Here is a 19,075-nt window from a genome sequence, read left to right as displayed (position 1 = left end):
CATCATAGGTAGTCCGCGACGCGCCGAGCAATGGCCGCCGGCACGATGGATGCGCCAGGGGGCTTTCCGACCGATGTTGCAGCAGCGCCGCCTTGCCCTCCCCGAACCGACCTTCGCCGAGCTGTTTACCCCGAAGCTCGTCACCGTCCTGCGCGAGGGTTACGGCACCCGACAGCTTCGGGCCGATGCGCTCGCGGGCCTGACCGTCGCCATCGTGGCGCTTCCGCTCTCGATGGCCATCGCCATTGCCTCTGGGGCAACGCCCGAGCGGGGCCTCTACACGGCGATCGTGGGCGGCTTCATCGTGTCGCTCCTCGGCGGCAGCCGCTTCCAGATCGGCGGGCCGGCTGGCGCGTTCATCGTGCTGGTGGCGGCGACCATCGACCGGCACGGGATCGACGGCCTCGCGCTCGCAACCCTCATGGCCGGCGTGATGCTCACGGCGGTCGGGTTTCTGAGGCTGGGCACCTACATCAAATACATCCCGCATCCTGTCATCGTCGGCTTCACGGCCGGGATCGCCGTCATCATCTTCGCCAGCCAGATCAGGGATCTTCTGGGGCTCAGCCTCGCCACCAAGGAGCCGGCAGCGCTTCTTCCGAAGCTCCAGGCCCTCGCCGTCGCGCTTCCGACGCTCACGCCCGCGGCGGCGGCCGTCGCCGGGCTCACCATCGCCCTCATCGTCGGCTTGCGACGGTACGCGCCCGCGCTGCCGAACCTGCTCGTGGCCGTGGTGGTGGCGACCTCCGCGGCCGCGTTCCTGGGTCTCGGCGTGGAGACGATCGGGTCGCGGTTCGGCGGCGTGCCGTCGTCGCTGCCCGTCCCCGGTCTCCCGCCCGTCACATGGGCCAAGGCCATGGACATCCTTCCCGACGCAATCGCGATCGCGCTTCTCGGCGGCGTCGAGTCGCTTCTTTCCGCGATGGTGGCCGACAGCATGAGCGGGCGGCGCCACCGCTCGAACTGCGAGCTCGTCGCGCAGGGAGTGGCGAACGTCGCCTCGGCGCTGTTCGGCGGCATCCCTGTCACGGGCACGATCGCGCGAACGGCCACGAACGTGCGCTCGGGCGCCATCGGGCCCGTCGCCGGCATGCTGCATTCGGCTTTTCTCCTCGGCTTCATGATGCTCGCGGCGCCGCTTGCCTCCTACATACCGCTCGCCGCTCTGGCGGGTGTGCTGGCCGTGGTCGCCTGGAACATGGCCGAGCGGCACGAGGTCGTCGCGATCGTGCGGCGACGGCGCGGCGAAACGGTGGTCCTCCTTGCGACTCTCCTTCTCACCGTGATTCGCGATCTCACGGACGGGATCGTGGCTGGCGTGGTGCTCGGGTCGTTCCTGTTCATGCACCGCATGGCCGGTCTCGTCGCGGTGGAGCTCGGCCAGCCAATGCCCGCGGGCGACCGGCGCGACATCGTCGACCCCGCCCGCAGCGCGGCGCTCTCCGACGAGGTGCGGCGCGACCTCGTCGTCGTGCGCCTGAGCGGCCCCCTCTTCTTCGGCGCCGCGACCCGGATCGCCTGGGTGCTCGAGCGCATCGGCGAATACCCGGCCACCTTGATCCTCGATCTCTCCGCCGTGCCTCTCGTGGACGCCGACGCCGCCGCATCCCTCCATGCCTTCCTCGCCAGGGCCCGTCGGCGGGGAGCTGCGGCCTGGGTGGCGGGAGCGAGCCCGCCCGTGCGAGCCGAGCTGGAGAACGAGGGCCTATTCGAGCCCGAGATCGGCTTTGCGCCGAGCGTAGCGGACGCCCGCATGGCGGCGCGGCAGCTCGCGAGGCATAAGCACACCTAACCCTTCGTGTGGGGATCGTAGCGGGAGGGCAGCCTCGGCGGCGCGCCGACGTCACGGCGGAGCCGGTCGGGAAGATCGTCGATGGCCCCGTGGCTGATCGGCGGGGACCGGCCCACCAATGCAGCGATCAGATGCCATACGAGTTCTGCGGGCGATCTACGGCGGGGTGGCTCGGGCGTTCTCATCAGCATGGCCGACTCCTGGTGTCGAAGCACTATGGTGCGAGGCCCGCCGATCTGACAAAGTGAAGCTCAGGCCTCTGTCATAAGGAGAGTTTGGGCTCATGACCCGCCGACTTCCGCCGCTCACCGCCGTTCGCGCCTTTGAGGCGGCGGCTCGCCACGGCAACTTCACCCGGGCCGCTGCGGAGCTCGGCATGACGCAGGCTGCCGTGAGCTATCAGATCAAGATGCTGGAGGATCGGCTGGGTCAGGCCCTGTTCGTGCGTCGCCCGCGGGAGGTGTCTCTGACCGCGACCGGGCGGCGGATCGCGCCGCAGGTGCGCGAGGCGTTCGACGCGCTCGACGCGGCCTTCGCCGACGTGCGGCGAGTCGACGACTCGGTCCTGTCGATCACGGCGATCCCGACGTTGGCCGCCACCTGGCTCGTGGCGCGGCTCTGGCGCTTTCAGGTCGCCCACCCGCAGATCGCGGTGCGGCTCGATCCGTCGCGGCAGATGGTCGAACTCGACGATGGTGCCTACGACGTGGCCCTGCGCAGCGGCCATGCAGGAGATTGGCCGGGTCTGGCCTGCCACGAGCTTTTGCCTGTGCACTTCACACCGATGTGCAGTCCCTGCTTCCTGGAGCGGCATGGCCCGTTCCGGGAGCCCTCGGATCTCCGGCGGGTGCCCCTGATGACGCACTCCGATCCGTGGTGGCCGATCTGGTTCGACGCGGCCGGGGTGACCGGCGTCGATCTTTCGACGAAGCCGGACCTTGCCTTCGGCGGCCAGAATCTTGACGCGGCAGCGGCCATCGACGGCCAGGGCGCGGCGCTCCTCACGCCAGCCCTGTTCCGGCGCGACCTGGAACGCGGTCGGCTGATCCAGCTCTTCGACGTCGTCGCCGGGACCGGACGTTCCTACTGGCTCGTCTACCCGGCAGCGCGCGCCCGGGTGCCGAAAATCCGGCAGTTCAGGGATTGGCTCCTCGCCGAGATGGCGGAGGACGGCGTGAGCGCCGGCTAGTTCGCCGCCTCGCTGCGCATGCGGTACGAGCCGTCGGGGCCGATCGCGAACACCTCCCGGATCATCGGATGGCGCAGGGGCTCGCCCGACTCGTCCGCAAGCAGGTTCTGCTCCGAGACGTAGGCCACGTACTCGGTCTCGGCATTCTCGGCGAGCAGGTGGTAGAAGGGCTGATCCTTGCGCGGGCGCACGGCCTGCGGGATCGAGAGCCACCATTCCTCGGTGTTCGCGAAGACGGGATCGACGTCGAAGATCACGCCCCTGAACGGAAAGATGCGGTGCTTCACCACCTGGCCGATGGTGAACCGTGCGGTTTGCGTCTCCATGCCCCCAACTCCCTCGTCAACGCAGGATTTAAGCGGGAGGCCAGGCTTTTCAATCACCCGCGGCATCGATGCCGAGCGCACGGGCCTGCTCCGGATCCTTCGCGGCGATCATCCGGGCCAGATCATCGATTACCTTCGCCTGCTTCCAGGTCGCGTCATCCTGCATCTTGCCGTCGATCATCACGGCGCCCGTGCCGTCGGGCATGGCAGCGAGGATTTTGCGGGCGAAAGCGATCTCGCCGGCATCCGGCGCGAAGACCTGCTTGGCGATCTCGATCTGGGATGGATGCAAGGTCCAGGCGCCGGCGCAGCCGAGGAGGAACGCGTTGCGGAACTGCGCCTCACAGGCGGCCGCGTCCGAAAAGTCCCCGAACGGGCCGTAGAAGGCCTTGAGCCCGTTGGCCTGGCAGGCGTCGACCATCCGGGCGATCGTGTAGTGCCAGAGATCCTGCTGGTAGGATGCTCGCGCCGTCCCCTCCGTGGCATCGGCGAGCACCCGGTAGTCGGGATGCCCGCCGCCGACGCGCGTGGTCTTCATGCCCCGCGACGCGGCGAGATCGGCGGGCCCGAGGCTCATGCCATGCAGGCGCGGCGAGGCGCAGGCGATCGCGTCGACATTGGCGACGCCCTGCGCCGTCTCCAGGATCGCGTGAACGAGGATCGGCTTCGAGACGCCATGGCGGGCTTCGAGCTGGGCGAGGAGCTGGTCGATGTAGTGGATATCCCATGGCCCCTCGACTTTGGGCACCATCACGACATCGAGCTTGTCGCCGACCTCAGCGACGATCTCCATCAGGTCGTCGAGGAGCCATGGGGAGTTCAGGGCATTCACCCGGGTCCATAGCCCCGTCCCGCCGAAATCGTTGGCCTTCGCCATCGCGATGAAGCCGCGACGCGCCTCGAGCTTCATGTCAGCCGGAATCGCGTCCTCGAGGTTTCCGAGGATCACGTCGACCTGGGGGATCAGGTCGGGGACCTTGGCCCGGACCTTGTCCAGGTGCGGCGGCACGAAATGGATCATGCGCTCGAGCCGCACCGGCAGATCGCGATAGGGCTGCGGCGCGCCGGCGGCCAGGGGCTGGAAGAAGCGGCGGGGCAGTTTCATAGCGCAGGCCTCCGTTGCGGCAGTTGCCTTCTCGGGGGGCCAGAGCGAGAGGTCAAGCGCCCTCCCCTCCACCTTGTGGGAAGGGGCAGGGGGTGGGGTCAAAAAGCCGAAGCTGGCGGGAACGGGTTTGGAGGACGCACGCTCGTACAGGCTTGATCCTGGACCGACGGCGGGTGGCGTCCCGACCCCCACCCCCAACCCCTCCCCACAAGGGGGAGGGGAAGTGCGTGCCTTGCGCCCTGGTCGCATCCCGCCTACACGGCGCTTTCCCCCGTGCCACGCGGAGCCCGCGATGTCCGACCTCGTCGGGCTCTTCAATCTCGTCGTGCCCTTCTTCGGCCTGATCGGCCTTGGCTTCTTCTGCGGCAAGGTCGTTCGCCGCCCTGAGGGCGGGCTCGCCTGGATGCAGTTCTACCTGATCTACGTCGCGCTCCCCTGCCTCTTCTTCAAGCTGATCGCCGACAAGCCCCTGGACGAGCTCTCGAATTGGAGCTTCGTCGTCGCCACCACGCTCTCGACCTTCCTGGCCTTCTCGCTCGCGCTCGCCATCGGCTACCGCTACACCCGCGAGCTGCCGCAGGCCGTGATGCAGGGGGTCGCGGGGGCCTACTCGAACATCGGCTATATGGGCCCGCCGCTCATCCTCGCGGCTCTGGGACCTGCCGCGAGCCCGCCGGTCGTTCTCATCTTCGTGTTCGACAGCCTGCTCCTGTTCTCGCTCGTGCCGCTGCTCATGGCCTTGGCGGGGGTGGAGAAGCGAAGCCTTCCGGCGACGCTCGCCGAGATCGGCTGGCGCATCGCGACACACCCCTTCAATCTCGCGACGGCGCTCGGCGTCGCGGCAAGCTATCTCCATCTCACCCTGCCCGCCCCGATCGACCGCATGGTGACCTGGTTGTTCGGCTCGGCTGCACCCTGCGCGCTGTTCCTGCTTGGCGTCACGGTGGCCCTGCGCCCGCTCGGCCGGGTCCCCGGCGAGGTACCCTGGCTCGTCGCGATCAAGCTCGTGCTCCACCCACTCCTGGTTTGGGTGCTGCTTTCGGCTTTCGGCGACTTCGATCCCCTCTGGGTCTATGCCGCCATCATCATGACCGCGCTGCCGCCGGCCCTGAACATCTTCGTCATCTCGACCCAGTACGATGTCGGCGTGGAACGCGCTTCGGCCTGCGTGCTCATCGGCACGATCGTGTCCATCGTGACGCTCACCGGGTTCCTCTGGCTCGTGAAGACGGGCACTCTGCGGCCCGACCTTTTTCCATCGTGAGCTGCCCATGACCCTGCCGCTCGCCGGCATCACCGTCCTCGATTTCTCCACGCTCCTGCCAGGGCCCCTGACGACGCTCATTCTCGCAGAAGCGGGCGCGCGCGTGATCAAGGTCGAGCGGCCCGGCGGCGAGGACATGCGGGGCTTCCCGCCGCATGTCGAGGGGACGTCCGCTCCCTTCGCGGTGCTCAACGCGGGCAAGGAGAGCCTCGTCCTCGACCTCAAGGCCCCGGACGCTATGGAGTGCCTGCGCCCGCTGCTCACCACCTGCGACGTCCTGGTCGAGCAGTTCCGGCCCGGGGTGATGGATCGGCTGGGGCTCGGCTACGAGACGCTGTCCGCCGCCAATCCGCGGCTTATCTACTGCTCGATCACGGGATACGGGCAGGACGGCCCGCGGGCGGGGGAGGCCGGCCACGACCTCAACTACCAGGCCGTGACGGGCCTGCTGTCGCTGGCGCCCTCCATGCCCGCCGCCCTGGTGGCCGACATCGCGGGAGGCGCGATGCCGGCCGTGATGAACATCCTGCTCGCCCTGCGCCAGCGCGATCTCACGGGACGCGGCAGCCGCCTCGACATCGCCATGGCGGACGCGATGTTCACCTTCGCCTGGTTCGCTCTCGCCGAGGGGGCCGCGACGGGGCGCTATCCGGGCGCCCATGAAAATCTCCTCGCAGGCGGCTCTCCTCGCTACGCGCTCTATCCGACCCGCGACGGCCGTTATCTCGCCGTCGGAGCGCTGGAGCAGAAGTTCTGGATGGCATTTTGCGAGGCGATTGCGCTCGCCCCGGCGCTGCGCGACGACCGCGCCGATCCTTCGGCGACCCGGGCCGAGGTCGCGAGGCTCGTCGCGGCACGCGATGCCGGCGAGTGGCAGGCGGCGCTGGCCTCCCGCGATTGCTGCTGCACGATCGTGGCATCCCTCGCGGAGGCGACCTCCGACCCGCATTTTGCCGCCAGGGGCCTGTTCGGGGCGCGAGCCCACCTGTCGTCCGGCTCGACCCTGCCCGGAACGCCGCTGCCGATCGGCCCGCATCTGAGACGGGATCCCCAAGAGGTCCGGACGGTACCGGGGCTCGACGAGGACTGATCGGTCAGCGTGCCTCGGCGCGCATCAGCCGCGGCGTGCTCAGGCGAGGCAGTACGCCCTCCCGCATCACCATGCGCCGCAGGGGCCGGATGTTGTCCAGGACCAGAAGGCCGGCGCCGCGGAGCAGGTCGGCCGGCAGGAAGTCGGTCAGAAGCGTCCTGTTGAGCGCGTGCACGGCCGTGGTCCGAAGCCGGACGTCGAGATCGCGGCCGCGCTGGTACCGGCGCAAGGCTCCCTCGCCGCCGATGTCCTCGCCCGCCTCGCGAGCGTCGCAGACGGCATCGACGAGGGCCGCCACATCGCGCAGGCCGAGATTGAGCCCCTGGGCGCCGATCGGCGGGAACACGTGGGCCGCCTCGCCGACGAGAGCGAGCCGCCCGGCGCCGTAGCGGTCGACCGAGAGCCCCGTCATTGGCACGAGCCCGCGCGGACCGTCGATTCGCATCGCGCCGAGGATGGAATGGGCCTGCCGCTCGATCGTCAGGGCGAGCCCCGCATCGTCGAGCTCGCCGAGTCGCTCGGCATCCACCGGGTTCGTCACCCAAACGAGGCTCGAGCGGCGTCCGGGGAGCGGGACGAGGGTGAACGGGCCATGGCGGGTGTGGAATTCTGTCGAGATCTCCCGGTGGTCGCGGTCATGCGCCAGGATCGTCGTGAGCGCAGCCTGCGGGTAGGACCACTCCCGGACCTTGATGCCGGCCTGGCTGCGCAGGACCGAGCGCCACCCGTCCGCAGCCACGACAAGTCCCGCGCGCACGCTTCCTCCGCCCGCAAGGGCGATCACCGCACCATCCTCCTCGGTGGAGTAGCCCTCCGCCCCCGCATCGATCCGGCGGAGCTCCGTCTCCTCCAGAACCGCTCCGAGGCCGCGCACCAGGCGAGCGCTCTCGACGTTCCAGCCGAACGCCTCCAGCCCGATCTCGCTCGCCTGGAAGGCCACCGGAGGCGGGCGGAACAGGCTGCCGGTGTCGTCGACGAGGCGCATCGTCTCGAGCGGCGCGGCGTCGTCCCTGAGGCGCTCCCAGGCGCCCAGGCGTCGGAGCATGCGGACGGAGCCATCGAGGAGGGCCACCGTCCGCCCGTCGGCTCGAGGCTCGATCAGCCCGACGAGCACGGTGTCGAACCCGGCTCGGTGGAAAGCGAGGGCAGCCGCGAGGCCGGCCGCGCCCGCGCCGACGACTGCAATCTCGGCGGTTGCGTCAGGCATTCCGCGAATATCGGAGTTCACTGCCATCCCCTAAACTCAACGCCGGCTTGACCTGCCACGGACTCAAGCCCGACTTCGGAACCTCGCCCATGTGGCACAGGGACGCTTACGCCGTGAAGGCCCCGACGCTCAGCGCGCCGCCTCCCATGCTCCTGCGCCCCGTTCCCGTGGCCCTCGGGTTGACAGCGGTGCTGACGCTTGCGGCCTGGACGGTTCTTCTCGCGCAAGCCTGGCGCCGCGAGGCGGGAATCGCCGCGTTTCTTGGGGCCCTGTGTTCGCCCGGGGGCATCCTGGGAGCGCGATCCGCTCTGGAGGGAGCCGCGGCTATCGGCCTTGCGGCCGGCCTGTGGGTCGCCATGAGCGTTGCGATGATGCTCCCGACGGCGAGCGCGTTCCTTGTCGGCTATGCCGAGATCGCGGAGGAGCGCGGGGGCCGCGGTCACCGTACGATCTCGCCGATCGTGCCGGCGCTCGGCTATCTCGCCTCTTGGGCTGCTGTGTCGGTTCTTGCCGCCCTCGCGCAGGCGTTCGTCGGCGTCGCGCTGACCGGGGTCGCCATTCCGGCACCCGCGGCAACGATCCTGGCGGGAGCGGGCCTCGGCGCTGCGGGCCTGTACCAGTTCTCGCCCACGAAGCTGGCCTGCCTGACCAGCTTCCGGGATCCCACTCCCCTGTTGCGCGAGTTCTGGGCCGAGGACGTGCGCGGTGTCCTGCGTCTCGGCGTCGCCGAGGGCATGCGGTGCTTTCGGTCCTGCTGGGCGCTCATGGCGGTCATGCTCGCGATCGGGGCGATGAACCTGATCTGGATGGCCCTGTTCTCGGCCTTGATTGCGGCCGAGAAGCTCTCGGGAAGCGCCCGGTTCGCGCGAGGCATCGGCGTCGCGTTCCTTGCGGCCGGAACGGCGCTGTCCCTCAGCGCCGTCGGGCTGGCTCGCCTCCTCGCGTTCGGAGGTTTCTGACGGGTTTGGGCGCTCGTCGGCGAGGCTCCCGCGGCAAGCTCACGCCGGAAGGAGGCCTCGATTCCCGGCGCGCACCGGATCGACCCGACGCGAAAAACCTCTAGGCTGCCGTCGCAGCTGCTCGGAGGGAGACGATTCCATGGCCGCCACCAACCGCGTCTACCGCATCGCCGTCATTCCGGGCGACGGCATCGGCAAGGAGGTCATGCCGGAGGGTGTGCGGGTGCTCGAAGCGGTCGCCCGCCGGCACGGCTTCGAGCTGCGGCAGGACTGGTTCGATTTCTCGTCCTACGATTATTACGAGCGGCACGGCCGCATGCTGCCGGAGGACTGGAAGGACCAGATCGGCACGCACGACGCGATCTTCTTCGGCGCGGTGGGCTGGCCGGCCAAGATCCCGGACCACGTCTCGCTCTGGGGCTCGCTCCTGCAGTTCCGGCGGGAGTTCGACCAATATGTCAACCTGCGGCCGGTTCGGCTGATGCCGGGCGTGCCCTGCCCGCTCGCAGGCCGGAAGCCCGGCGACATCGACTTCTGGGTGGTGCGTGAGAATACCGAGGGCGAGTACTCGTCCATCGGCGGCCGCATGTTCCCGGGCACCGAGCGCGAGGTAGTGATCCAGGAGACCATCATGACCCGCGTCGGGGTCGACCGGGTTCTGCGCTTCGCGTTCGAGCTGGCGCAAAGCCGGCCCAAGCGCCACCTGACCTCCGCCACGAAGTCGAACGGCATCTCGATCACGATGCCCTACTGGGACGAGCGGGTGGAAGTCATAGCGAGCGCCTATCCCGAGGTGGCGCACGACCGATACCACATCGACATCCTGACGGCGCATTTCGTCCTCAACCCGCATTGGTTCGACGTCGTCGTGGCCTCCAACCTCTTCGGCGACATCCTCTCGGATCTCGGCCCCGCCTGCACGGGGACGATCGGCATCGCGCCGTCCGGCAACATCAACCCGGATCGCACCTCGCCGTCCCTCTTCGAGCCGGTTCACGGTTCCGCGCCGGACATCGCCGGCATGGGAATCGCCAACCCCGTCGGCCAAATCTGGTCCGGCGCCATGATGCTGGAGCACCTCGGCGAGCACGAAGCAGCGGCCGAGATCGTGGCGGCGATCGAGCGGGCTCTCGCCGACGAGCGGCTGCGCACGCGCGATCTCAAGGGCCAGGCCGATACCACCATTTGCGGCAAGGCGATCGCCGACATGCTGGCCTGAGCCGGCAGCCGCGAAACTACACGCCGCCTTGGTCGTGCGATTGCCATCGGCCACGTTTCGCGGTACCCGCTTTTCATGGATTTCTCAGGTCAGTTCGTCGTCCAGGTTCTCCAGATCATCTGGATCGACCTCCTCCTGTCCGGCGACAACGCCGTCGTCATCGCGCTTGCCTGCCGTTCGCTGCCTCCTCACCAGCGGCGCACGGGCATCCTGCTCGGCGCCGGCGTGGCGGTCGGGCTTCGGATCGTGTTCGCGCTGATCATCAGCTATCTGCTCGCGGTGCCGTACCTGCGGATCATCGGCGGGGGCCTGCTGTTCTGGATCGCGGTGAAGCTCATCGTCGGAGAGGACGACGAGACGCACGAGATCGCGGAGACCGACAATCTCTGGCGTGCCGTGCGCACCATCGCCATCGCCGACGCCGTAATGAGCCTCGACAACGTGGTCGCGATCGCGGCCGCCGCGAAGGGCCACCCCGAATTGTTCATCTTCGGGCTCCTCCTCTCGATTCCCTTGATCATGGTCGGTGCCACGCTGATCACCACGATCATCCAGCGATTCCCCCTTCTGGTCTGGGCGGGCGCCGCCCTTCTCGGTTGGATCGCGGCCGAGATGATCGTGACCGATCCCGCGCTGATGAGCTGGTTGTCGGGCAATCCGAGCCTTGTGGTGCCGGACGCCACGCATGTCAGCGGCTTCCATCCGACGGGACCCGTGTTGTACGGCGCTGCTACCCTGGGTGCGATCCTGGTGCTGGCTGTCGGGTTCGTCCTCTCGCGCCGGTCGAGCCGGGATACCGCGACGAGCGTCTAGAGCCTCGGGGGATCAGCCCATCGGCATCGCGTCGAGCTCGATCGCCGGCAGCCCGCGCTCGCCCAGGGCACGTCTGAGGGCGGGCGTGATCCCCGCGCCGCTGGTGAAGATGGCGGTCGCGTCGTCGCCGTCCCCCTCGTGACCGGCCAGTGGCCCGCCGATGAGCTGTACCACGCGACGTGCGATGGCGGGTGCGGGGTCGACCCACGCGACGGGCCAGGGCGCGACAGCTTCGAGACGGGCCTTAAGCAGCGGGAAGTGGGTGCAGCCTAGGACGACGACATCGGTCCTTGCGCCGTCCGCCTCGACGAAGCACGGCGCGAGCTCCGCCAGCACCTCGGCGTCGGGCACGGGCGCGCCGCACAGCTCCGCCTCGGCGATTCCCGCGAGGCGCCGGGAGCCCACGAGGGTGACGCGGCAGCCGCTCGCATAGGTGCGGATCAGGTCATGCGTGTAGTCCCGCACCACCGTCGCGGGCGTCGCGAGCACGCTGACGAGCCCGCTCGTGGACTGAGCCACGGCCGGCTTGATGGCGGGGACCGTCCCGACGAATGGCAGGTCCGGAAAATGGCGCCGCAGGTGCGGCAGAACCAGGGTCGAGGCCGTATTGCAGGCGACGACCACGAGATCGGGCGCCGTGCGCCGAATCAGCCGCTCCATGACCGCGACCACGCGGGAGACGAGAGCGTCCTCCGCGAGGGCGCCATAGGGAAAGCCGGCGTCGTCGGCCGCGTACACGAACCGCGCGTCGGGACGCACGCGGATCAGCTCCGCGAAGACGGAGAGGCCACCCACCCCAGAATCGAAGACGAGGATCGTCGGCACGGGTGTGATCACAGTGCGCAAGGGAGCCGCGGCTCCGGCAAGAAGGTCGACGCGCATGGGAGAAGCAGGCCTGGGGACCGGTCGGACCGCCAGCTTCGGCGATGATCGTTAAAAATCATTGGGAGCGGGAAGCGTTTCGTGAGGCATGCACGCTCCTGCGGCTTCACCCGCTCTTGCCCCGGATGATGGTCTGCGCGGCGCGGATGCCCTCCAGCGTCGCTCCCCCGACCGTCATGGCGCCGCCGCCCGCCGTCGCCTCGCCGGCGAAGTGGATTCGGCCGCCGACGGGCTGGCGCAAGGCCTCGCGGGCAGCGAGCCGTCCGGGCTTCACGATCGAGTAGCTGCCATGCGCGTATGGATCCGTCCACCACGCCGCGAGCCGGCCACCGGTCACGGCCTTGCGCGCGCGCTCCCCGACCATCGCTGCCAGGCGATCGGTCGCGAAGGCGACAGCCTCGCGCTCGCCGGCCTCGCAGACAGCCCGGCCATGGTCGCCCCCGAGCAGAGCGATCATCAGATCGCGTTCGAACGGCCAGAAATCGTACGAGGTCACGGCTCCGTTGTCGCCGATCTCGAAATAGCTCGTCGATTCGAGCGGCTCGATCCGCTTGCGGTCGATGCGCAAGGCGATCTTCGTGTAGGCGCCCATCCCGAGCCCATCGAGGGCGTCTCGCGTGGCGCTCGGCAGGTCGGGCGTGAAGCGGATGCCCTCGGCTTTGAGCACCCCGACCGGCACGGTGACGACCACGGCCCCAGCCTTGAGAATTCCCGTCGCAGTCTCGATCTCGACCGCCGGCCCGTCCCACCGGATCGCCGTCACGGGCGTGCCGAGCCGGACGGGCAGCCCCTGTCCTGCCCGGGCAACGAGCGCTCCATAGCCGCTCGGAACGAGGTAGTCGTCGCCACTCCAGAGCTCCTGGTAGTCGGCGACCGAGACCCGTTGCGGATCCTCGCCGAGCGAGAACAGGGTGAGGCCGGCCGCCGCGTCGAGCACCTCCTGGGGTGCGTTGCGTACGGCATCGACGAACGAGCGGTCCTCGCCCGCTTGCTCGATCGCGCTCCAGACCCAGCCGAATCCGCCACGCCGCCGAGCCCGCTCCGATTCGGACAGGCGCTGGCCGTTCCGGAACACGAGAGGAACCTCGCCCCAGCCGTCGGGCTCGAGCGGGACCTTCAGCTCCTCGGCGATCTTCCTCCAGGGATTGCGCTCACCCCAGTGGATGTAGAGGGCTCCGGCGTCGAACGGGATCCCGAGCGACGTGTCGGTGTGGGCCCGGCCGCCGACCCGGTCGCGGGCCTCGAGCACCATGACAGACCGCCCGCTGCGGGTCAGCTCCTGAGCCGCCGCGATGCCGGCGGCGCCGGCCCCGATGACCGCCACGTCGACATCGCTCGCGGCGACCGAGGGGCGCACGGCGGCAACGGCTGCCGCGCCGAGCACGATGGAGCGTCGGGTGACCTGCATGGATGCGTCCTGTGGGCCGGCCACCGCCCAAGCAACAAGCGGTGCCGTGCCAACACTACGCGCGAGGAAAGCAAAAAGATGACCGATCACGCGAACGTGCGTGCGCGACCCCGGCCTGAGAGACGCCTAGCGCTTGCCCGCCGGGGCTGCGGCTGCCGAGGGCGGCCGGCTTGCCGCCGGCGGTTCGGGCTTCAGGTTGTCGGCCGTGATGCGGCGAACCGGCCACCCATCGCTCCAGCGCCCCATCTCGAACAGCGCCGGGATGCGGCGAAGCGTCATGCCGTCGCCGTTCGCGAATGCCGTCTGCATGGCGAGGTCGAGCGTCTTCCAGAAGCCGTTGTAGTCGAGCACGTCCGTGGCGTTCGACGCGAGCTGCTGGGAGATGACCGTCTGGGGACCCGTGAGCGCCATGTCGGCCGACCATTTCCAGCGCTGCCCCTTCGGGTCGCGCGGCGGATCCGGCGGCGCCTGAAGCTTCGTTCCGTCATAGGCCGCGTTGTACGAGCCCGGCGAGGCGAGGGTCGCCGACACGGGCGGGAAGCCATGGTCGTCGGAGAGGATCCGCAGGAAGGCCTTGCGCTCCAGCGCGACCCCGCTCGCCCCCCGGTGGATCCGCCGCGCGGCTCGGTCGGACGGGATGTGATCCCGGTCGCCGATCATGGTCACCATGAGGGCGTCGTCGATCTTGTCGAGCGCCTCCAGCATGATGCCCCGCTCCTTGGCGTCGCTCGCGATGCCGCCGGGCATCAGCCCGAAATAGAGCTTCGGCCGCGGCAGCCCCTGGGTCTCGGGAGCGGCCGCCGCAAGATTCGCGGCGACGGCGGCTCCCGCAAGATGGCCCATATAGACGACCCGTTCGAGGTCGGGACGCGCGTTCGCGTCGGACGCGAGCGCAGCGAATGCCTCCTTGGTCATCTGGACCGCGTTGGCCGTCGCGTCCGCCGGCCGGGTCCGGTTCACGTCTTGATAGCGGGGGAAGAGGACGAGGTTGCCCTTGCGCGCCAGATGCTCGATCCAGCCGCCATAGATGGCCGGGTTGTTGGCCCCCCATGCATGCAGGAACACGATGACGGGGCGCGGCTCGGCGGCGGCTTCGGCCGGATGGAAGACGTAGATGGGAGCGCTGGCCCGCCCGAGCGCTCGCTTCGCGACGTCCTTGGTGACGTAGTCCGTGCCGCCAGGCCCGCTCTGGGCCTGGTCGGGCGGCTTGGCCGCGAAGGCGGGGGGCGCCGCGAGGATCGCGGTCAGCGCGAGGGCAATGAAAATCGTGCGGCGCATGGGAGGGCCTTCGGAGATCCGCTGGAGCCACCAGCGGAGGGGCTCCCTGGTTTCACACAGTCGCGTTAACCTTTTCTCACTCTTCGCCCTTCCGCAAGCGCCCTGACGGCCCCGCGGATCGTGCGGATGTCCTGCTCCGTCATCTCCATGCGCAGGAACATGTCGCGCATGTTGCGGGCCATGATCGGCCTCTTGTCCGGCGGATAGAAAGCGGCGCCGTCGAGCTCTCCCTCCAAGTAGTCGAAGAAGGAGACGAGCATCTCGCGCGGGGCCCGCGGGGAGAGGGGCTCGCCCCCGAACGGCAAGGCCGAGCCGGTCTCTCGCTTGAACCACTCGTAGCCGACCAGAAGCACCGCCTGCGCGAGGTTCAGCGACGGGCAGGCGGGATGGACCGGGAAGGTGACGATCGCGTCGGCGAGCGAGACTTCGTCGTTCTCGAGACCCGTCCGCTCGCGCCCGAACAGGATGCCGACTTGCTGCCCCACGGCTAGCCTCTCGCGGATCGGGTCCATCGCCTCCTCGGGGGAGAAGACCCGTTTCATCTGTCCCCGCTCCCGAGCCGTCGTCGCCAGCACGAGGTGAAGATCAGCCACCGCGCTGCGCGCGTCGGGGTAGAGGCGGGCCCCCTCGATGATCTTGGCAGCCCCGGCCGCCGCGCTGACCGCCTTCTCGCTGGGCCAGCCATCTCGGGGGGCCACGAGCCGCAATTCCGTGAGCCCGAAATTCGCCATCGCACGGGCCGCCATGCCGATATTCTCGCCCATCTGCGGCTCGACGAGGATGATGGCGGGGGCGACGAGATCGGGGACGGCCATGACTGGACCTCGGCGGAGGGACGCCCCGTCATTAAGGGCTCGGCACGAGCTGCAAAAGGGCAAATCGCGGAACCAGTCATCCCGGAATTCGGTTGAAAGCAGGCGGGGTTCCGGCCCGCGAGGAGCCGTCTCGTCCGATGTTGCGTGAAATCGCTGCCACTCTCCTCTTGGTGCTCCTCGCGAGCCCGGGCGTGGCGCAGACGGAACCCCGTACGACTACCGACGAACCCGCGATCGTCATCGAGGGCGACCCCATTCCAGCCCCTCTACCCCCCGACCCGACCAAGCTCCCCCCTCCCCCGCCCACGGGCGCGTTCCGGGATGCGATCGCAGGGCGAGTGCCGTTCCACGGACACTATTGTGGGCGGGGCAATCTCGGCGGTGATCCGATCGACGTCCTCGATGCGACCTGCAAGGCCCACGACGAGTGCTACGACCGCGTCGGCGATAGCGCCTGTTCCTGCGATCGTTTGATCGAGAAGCGGAGCCTCGCGATTGCCGACGATCCGGGCCAGTCGCCCGAGCTTCGCCGGCGCGCGGCGAGCGTCGCGGCGGCGTTCCAGATCCTGCCCTGCCGGTAGACAACCGTACGGGAGGCCCGCGGAAAACCGGGCCTTAGACCAAGGCTTCGCTTCCCCCACGGCACGGGCCGCGCTATAGGCCCGCCTCGACAGCGTCGGCAGCCGCCGACGGACGAGACACTCAAGCCCAAGGTGAGAATGATGGCGAAAATCAAGGTCGCCAACCCGGTCGTCGAGCTCGACGGCGACGAGATGACCCGGATCATCTGGCAGAATATCAAAGAGAAGCTGATCCACCCCTATCTCGACGTGAACCTCGAATATTACGACCTCGGGGTCGAGCACCGGGACGCCACGAACGACAAGGTGACGGTGGACGCGGCCGAGGCGATCAAGCGCCACGGCGTCGGCGTGAAGTGCGCCACGATCACGCCCGACGAGCAGCGCGTGCAGGAGTTCGGCCTCAAGGAGATGTGGAAGTCGCCGAACGGCACGATCCGCAACATCCTCGGCGGCGTGATCTTCCGCGAGCCGATCATCTGCCGCAACGTGCCGCGCCTCGTACCCGGCTGGACGCAGCCGATCGTCGTCGGCCGTCACGCCTTCGGCGACCAGTACCGTGCCACCGACTTCAAGGTTCCCGGCAAGGGCCGGATGACGATCAAGTTCGAGGGCGACGACGGCACGGTCATCGAGAAGGAGGTATTCAAGTTCCCGGGCGCCGGCGTCGCCATGGCGATGTACAACCTCGACGACTCGATCCGCGACTTCGCCCGCGCCTCGCTGAACTACGGCTTGAACCGCAAGTTCCCCGTCTACCTCTCCACGAAGAACACGATCCTGAAGGCCTATGACGGCCGCTTCAAGGACCTCTTCCAGGAGATCTACGACAACGAGTTCGCGGACAAATTCAAGGCCGCCGGGATCACCTACGAGCACCGCCTCATCGACGACATGGTGGCCTCGGCCCTCAAGTGGTCGGGCGGCTATGTCTGGGCGTGCAAGAACTACGACGGCGACGTCCAGTCCGACACGGTGGCGCAAGGCTTCGGCTCGCTCGGCCTCATGACCTCCGTGCTCATGACCCCCGACGGCCGCACCGTCGAGGCCGAGGCCGCGCACGGGACGGTGACCAGGCACTACCGCGAGCACCAGAAGGGCAAGGAGACCTCGACGAACTCGATCGCCTCCATCTTCGCCTGGACCCGCGGCCTTGCCCACCGGGCCAAGCTCGACGGCAACGACGAGCTCGCCCGCTTCTCCGATACGCTGGAGAAGGTCTGCGTCGACACGGTCGAGGCCGGCTTCATGACGAAGGACCTCGCCCTGCTGGTGGGCGCCGACCAGAAGTGGCTCTCCACGACCGGCTTCCTCGACAAGATCGACGAGAACCTCAAGAAGGCCATGTCGGCCTGATCCCAGGCGCAGAACCATCAGAAAGCCCGGCCCTCGCGCCGGGCTTTTTCGTCGGATGATCCCCCGCCCGGGTCGGCGGAACGGGTCCCGCCGATCGTGTGTTTCGCCTGTCCGGCCCGTCGTCGAACCCGTTCTGGAGAGACCATGCCCAAGCCGAAGAAGCTCGAACGTTTCCTCGCCGTTCCGGACGGCGATCATACCCGCCTGACGATCGAGCTCGAGGGCGGCGAGGTGATCGAGATCGAGGCCACCCTGGACCAGCTCGACATGATGGCCGACACCCTCGACGACGTGCTGCTTAGCGAGGAGGAATAGCTCCTCTGCCCTGCCCGCCTCTCACGGGGCGGGATGAGCCGTTCTTCGCCAGGTGGCCGCGAGATCCTTGTAGCCATGAACCACATGGACGAGAGCGACCCCTCGCTCGACTTCGCCAGGTGGAGCGACGGTCCACGTCCATGCCGCATCCGGCACCGGCAGCTCGTGACCACGCAGCAGATCGAGACGTGCCAAGACGGCATGGCCGCCGGGTGGTTCGGCTGCGCGCAAGCCACGAGCCGTCGCTGCGACGTCCAGGCACTCGACGTCGGTCATGAGGCAGACGCGCCCCCGGAACCGCGCCAGATCGTCGATGTGCCAGCCGACGATGCGCTCGGGCAGGTCCTCCGGCACATGGGGGCGCCCATTGCGGGCTAGGTAGCGCTCCGGCGCGAGCGGCAGTTGCGACAGCACGTTCGCGGAGACGACGAGATCGATCGCGGGATCGGCGACGAACGGCCTGAGCGGGTCGCCGCGTCGATCCGCGCGTCCGAGCAGCCAATCGGCGACGCCCGTGAGGTCGACCGTCGCCAGCGACACGTTGGCAAAGCGCCTCGCGCGACGACGAATCAACGGGAGATGGACGGCGTCCACGAGGATGACCCGCTGGAAGCCGTCGGAGAGCGCCTCGAGGGGAATGTCCCGGCACAGACCCGACCCGAGGACGAGCGCCGTATGTCGGCGCTCCAGATCCCGCATCGCCTCGCATACGAGCCCTTTGCATCGCTCCTCGTGCGGCGCCCAATCGGACCGCCGCCGCGTGGCGCGCGACCAAAGGGCGACGCTGTCGCTCACGAAGCCGAGGGACCGGTGGAGGACTGACGGGGTCGCGAGACGCAGCAGCAGTTCGGCCAGCATGGTACCCTTCGATCGGTGAACGGCCGGAGCCCTGTCCGGGCGAGCTCCCGGGAGGGCCGACCTGACCCCCTTGCGTCCCCGCCCGGATCGATTATATCGAGCGCCGTGACGCCGACGTCGATCGGACGAGCGTCGCCTCCTGACAAGCCTGAACGGTCGATCCGAGGCCTCAAGCCCCGGGGCGCCTTCTGCGCTTCTGCCATGATAGCGGGGAACCAGCGTTCCCTAGCACATGCGCCGACGGGTCGCCGTCGCTGGAGAGATCCGCATGAGCTCCGGCCTATGGTTTCGACCAGGGCGCCTGTGTGCTCCTCTGCAACATCACTGGTTTCGTCGATCCGAATAAGGTTCGGCCGGGCATCACCGAAGAAAACACCTGTTTTCTGCGGAAAGCAATGCTTTGTCTGAATTCTGGAGATGCTTGAGAACGGTCCACGAGTTGGCTCCAACTTTTTTCTGGAGCCTTGTTGACAGTTTCTCTGGTTAGGTCTACATGGTGTTCATCGGGGCGGCGCCGGCCGGTTGGTTGGTTCTGCTTCCTGGGTTTTCCGGGCGCCGTGTGGGCTTCGTGCCTCTGGTTTCTGGGTGTGTGCCCGTTGCTCTTTGACAAGTGTATCG

At 68.5% G+C, this 19,075-nt stretch carries 18 protein-coding genes; 10 read left to right on the top strand and 8 right to left on the bottom strand.

The annotated features are described in order from the left end of the window. Window positions 1-73 precede the first annotated feature (73 nt). Together F0L46_RS04640 and gcvA are read left to right on the top strand one after the other, a co-directional pair. Window positions 74-1,792, top strand: a complete 1,719-nt coding sequence (locus F0L46_RS04640) for a SulP family inorganic anion transporter (RefSeq protein WP_149815871.1) — start codon at window positions 74-76, stop codon at window positions 1,790-1,792. A 283-nt stretch (window positions 1,793-2,075) separates the two neighbouring features. Continuing rightward, on the top strand, window positions 2,076-2,981 hold the full coding sequence (gcvA, locus tag F0L46_RS04635) for a transcriptional regulator GcvA (protein ID WP_149815870.1): 906 nt from the start codon (window positions 2,076-2,078) through the stop codon (window positions 2,979-2,981). Here gcvA and hspQ read toward each other — a convergent pair. Both hspQ and F0L46_RS04625 read right to left on the bottom strand, forming a co-directional pair. Continuing rightward, the gene (gene hspQ, locus F0L46_RS04630) at window positions 2,978-3,307 is read right to left on the bottom strand and encodes a heat shock protein HspQ (RefSeq protein WP_149815869.1); all 330 of its coding nucleotides are present in this window, start codon (window positions 3,305-3,307) and stop codon (window positions 2,978-2,980) included. The two genes, gcvA and hspQ, sit on opposite strands and share 4 nt — an antisense overlap. A 49-nt stretch (window positions 3,308-3,356) precedes the next feature. Beyond that, window positions 3,357-4,412, bottom strand: coding sequence for an HpcH/HpaI aldolase/citrate lyase family protein (locus tag F0L46_RS04625; RefSeq protein ID WP_149815868.1), 1,056 nt, complete (start codon window positions 4,410-4,412; stop codon window positions 3,357-3,359). A 292-nt stretch (window positions 4,413-4,704) separates the two neighbouring features. On the opposite strand from F0L46_RS04625, the gene F0L46_RS04620 reads away from it, so the two are divergent. Together F0L46_RS04620 and F0L46_RS04615 are read left to right on the top strand one after the other, a co-directional pair. Next, window positions 4,705-5,676 carry an AEC family transporter gene (locus tag F0L46_RS04620; RefSeq protein ID WP_149815867.1) on the top strand — a complete coding sequence of 324 codons (972 nt, stop codon included), beginning with the start codon at window positions 4,705-4,707 and terminating at the stop codon, window positions 5,674-5,676. A 7-nt stretch (window positions 5,677-5,683) separates the two neighbouring features. Beyond that, window positions 5,684-6,766: a CaiB/BaiF CoA transferase family protein gene (locus F0L46_RS04615; RefSeq protein WP_149815866.1), complete on the top strand. Its 1,083-nt coding sequence runs from the start codon at window positions 5,684-5,686 to the stop codon at window positions 6,764-6,766. 4 nt (window positions 6,767-6,770) lie between these two features. Here F0L46_RS04615 and F0L46_RS04610 read toward each other — a convergent pair whose 3' ends face one another. Beyond that, complete coding sequence (locus tag F0L46_RS04610; protein ID WP_149815865.1) at window positions 6,771-7,973, bottom strand: UbiH/UbiF family hydroxylase; 1,203 nt, start codon at window positions 7,971-7,973, stop codon at window positions 6,771-6,773. Between the two features lie 89 nt (window positions 7,974-8,062). Between F0L46_RS04610 and F0L46_RS04605 the strand changes: the two genes are divergently transcribed. The 3 genes from F0L46_RS04605 (at window position 8,063) to F0L46_RS04595 (ending at window position 10,964) form a co-directional block, all read left to right on the top strand. Beyond that, window positions 8,063-8,932 (top strand): DUF2182 domain-containing protein, encoded by an 870-nt coding sequence (locus F0L46_RS04605; RefSeq protein WP_149815864.1) that lies wholly within the window; start codon window positions 8,063-8,065, stop codon window positions 8,930-8,932. 139 nt (window positions 8,933-9,071) lie between these two features. Then, complete coding sequence (locus F0L46_RS04600) at window positions 9,072-10,151, top strand: tartrate dehydrogenase (RefSeq protein ID WP_149815863.1); 1,080 nt, start codon at window positions 9,072-9,074, stop codon at window positions 10,149-10,151. Between the two features lie 75 nt (window positions 10,152-10,226). Continuing rightward, complete coding sequence (locus F0L46_RS04595) at window positions 10,227-10,964, top strand: TerC family protein (protein WP_149815862.1); 738 nt, start codon at window positions 10,227-10,229, stop codon at window positions 10,962-10,964. 12 nt (window positions 10,965-10,976) lie between these two features. Here F0L46_RS04595 and murI read toward each other — a convergent pair whose 3' ends face one another. The 4 genes from murI to F0L46_RS04575 all read right to left on the bottom strand — a co-directional run bounded on the left by murI (window position 10,977) and on the right by F0L46_RS04575 (window position 15,347). Beyond that, window positions 10,977-11,846, bottom strand: a complete 870-nt coding sequence (gene murI, locus F0L46_RS04590; protein ID WP_149815861.1) for a glutamate racemase — start codon at window positions 11,844-11,846, stop codon at window positions 10,977-10,979. A 106-nt stretch (window positions 11,847-11,952) separates the two neighbouring features. Continuing rightward, a complete protein-coding gene (locus F0L46_RS04585) occupies window positions 11,953-13,254 on the bottom strand; it encodes a flavin monoamine oxidase family protein (protein ID WP_149815860.1) in 1,302 nt (433 codons plus the stop codon). 126 nt (window positions 13,255-13,380) lie between these two features. Continuing rightward, complete coding sequence (locus tag F0L46_RS04580; RefSeq protein ID WP_149815859.1) at window positions 13,381-14,532, bottom strand: dienelactone hydrolase family protein; 1,152 nt, start codon at window positions 14,530-14,532, stop codon at window positions 13,381-13,383. A 65-nt stretch (window positions 14,533-14,597) separates the two neighbouring features. Next, a complete protein-coding gene (locus F0L46_RS04575) occupies window positions 14,598-15,347 on the bottom strand; it encodes an RNA methyltransferase (protein WP_149815858.1) in 750 nt (249 codons plus the stop codon). A gap of 137 nt (window positions 15,348-15,484) precedes the next feature. Between F0L46_RS04575 and F0L46_RS04570 the strand changes: the two genes are divergently transcribed. From F0L46_RS04570 to F0L46_RS26020, 3 genes are all read left to right on the top strand, one after another. Then, entirely contained in the window at window positions 15,485-15,928 is a 444-nt protein-coding gene (locus F0L46_RS04570) for a phospholipase A2 family protein (protein WP_149815857.1), read from the top strand. Between the two features lie 141 nt (window positions 15,929-16,069). Then, window positions 16,070-17,284 (top strand): NADP-dependent isocitrate dehydrogenase, encoded by a 1,215-nt coding sequence (locus F0L46_RS04565; RefSeq protein WP_149815856.1) that lies wholly within the window; start codon window positions 16,070-16,072, stop codon window positions 17,282-17,284. A gap of 144 nt (window positions 17,285-17,428) precedes the next feature. Continuing rightward, window positions 17,429-17,599 (top strand): hypothetical protein, encoded by a 171-nt coding sequence (locus F0L46_RS26020; RefSeq protein WP_188311851.1) that lies wholly within the window; start codon window positions 17,429-17,431, stop codon window positions 17,597-17,599. Between the two features lie 21 nt (window positions 17,600-17,620). Here F0L46_RS26020 and F0L46_RS04560 read toward each other — a convergent pair whose 3' ends face one another. After that, a complete protein-coding gene (locus F0L46_RS04560; protein ID WP_149815855.1) occupies window positions 17,621-18,457 on the bottom strand; it encodes a hypothetical protein in 837 nt (278 codons plus the stop codon). Between the last annotated feature and the right edge of the window lie 618 nt (window positions 18,458-19,075).

The sequence above is a fragment of the Salinarimonas soli genome, assembly GCF_008386575.1.
In the GTDB taxonomy this organism is placed as follows: Bacteria; Pseudomonadota; Alphaproteobacteria; order Rhizobiales; family Beijerinckiaceae; genus Salinarimonas_A; species Salinarimonas_A soli.
Note: the sequence above shows the minus strand (reverse complement) of the source record. Positions and strands in the feature narration are given on the sequence as shown.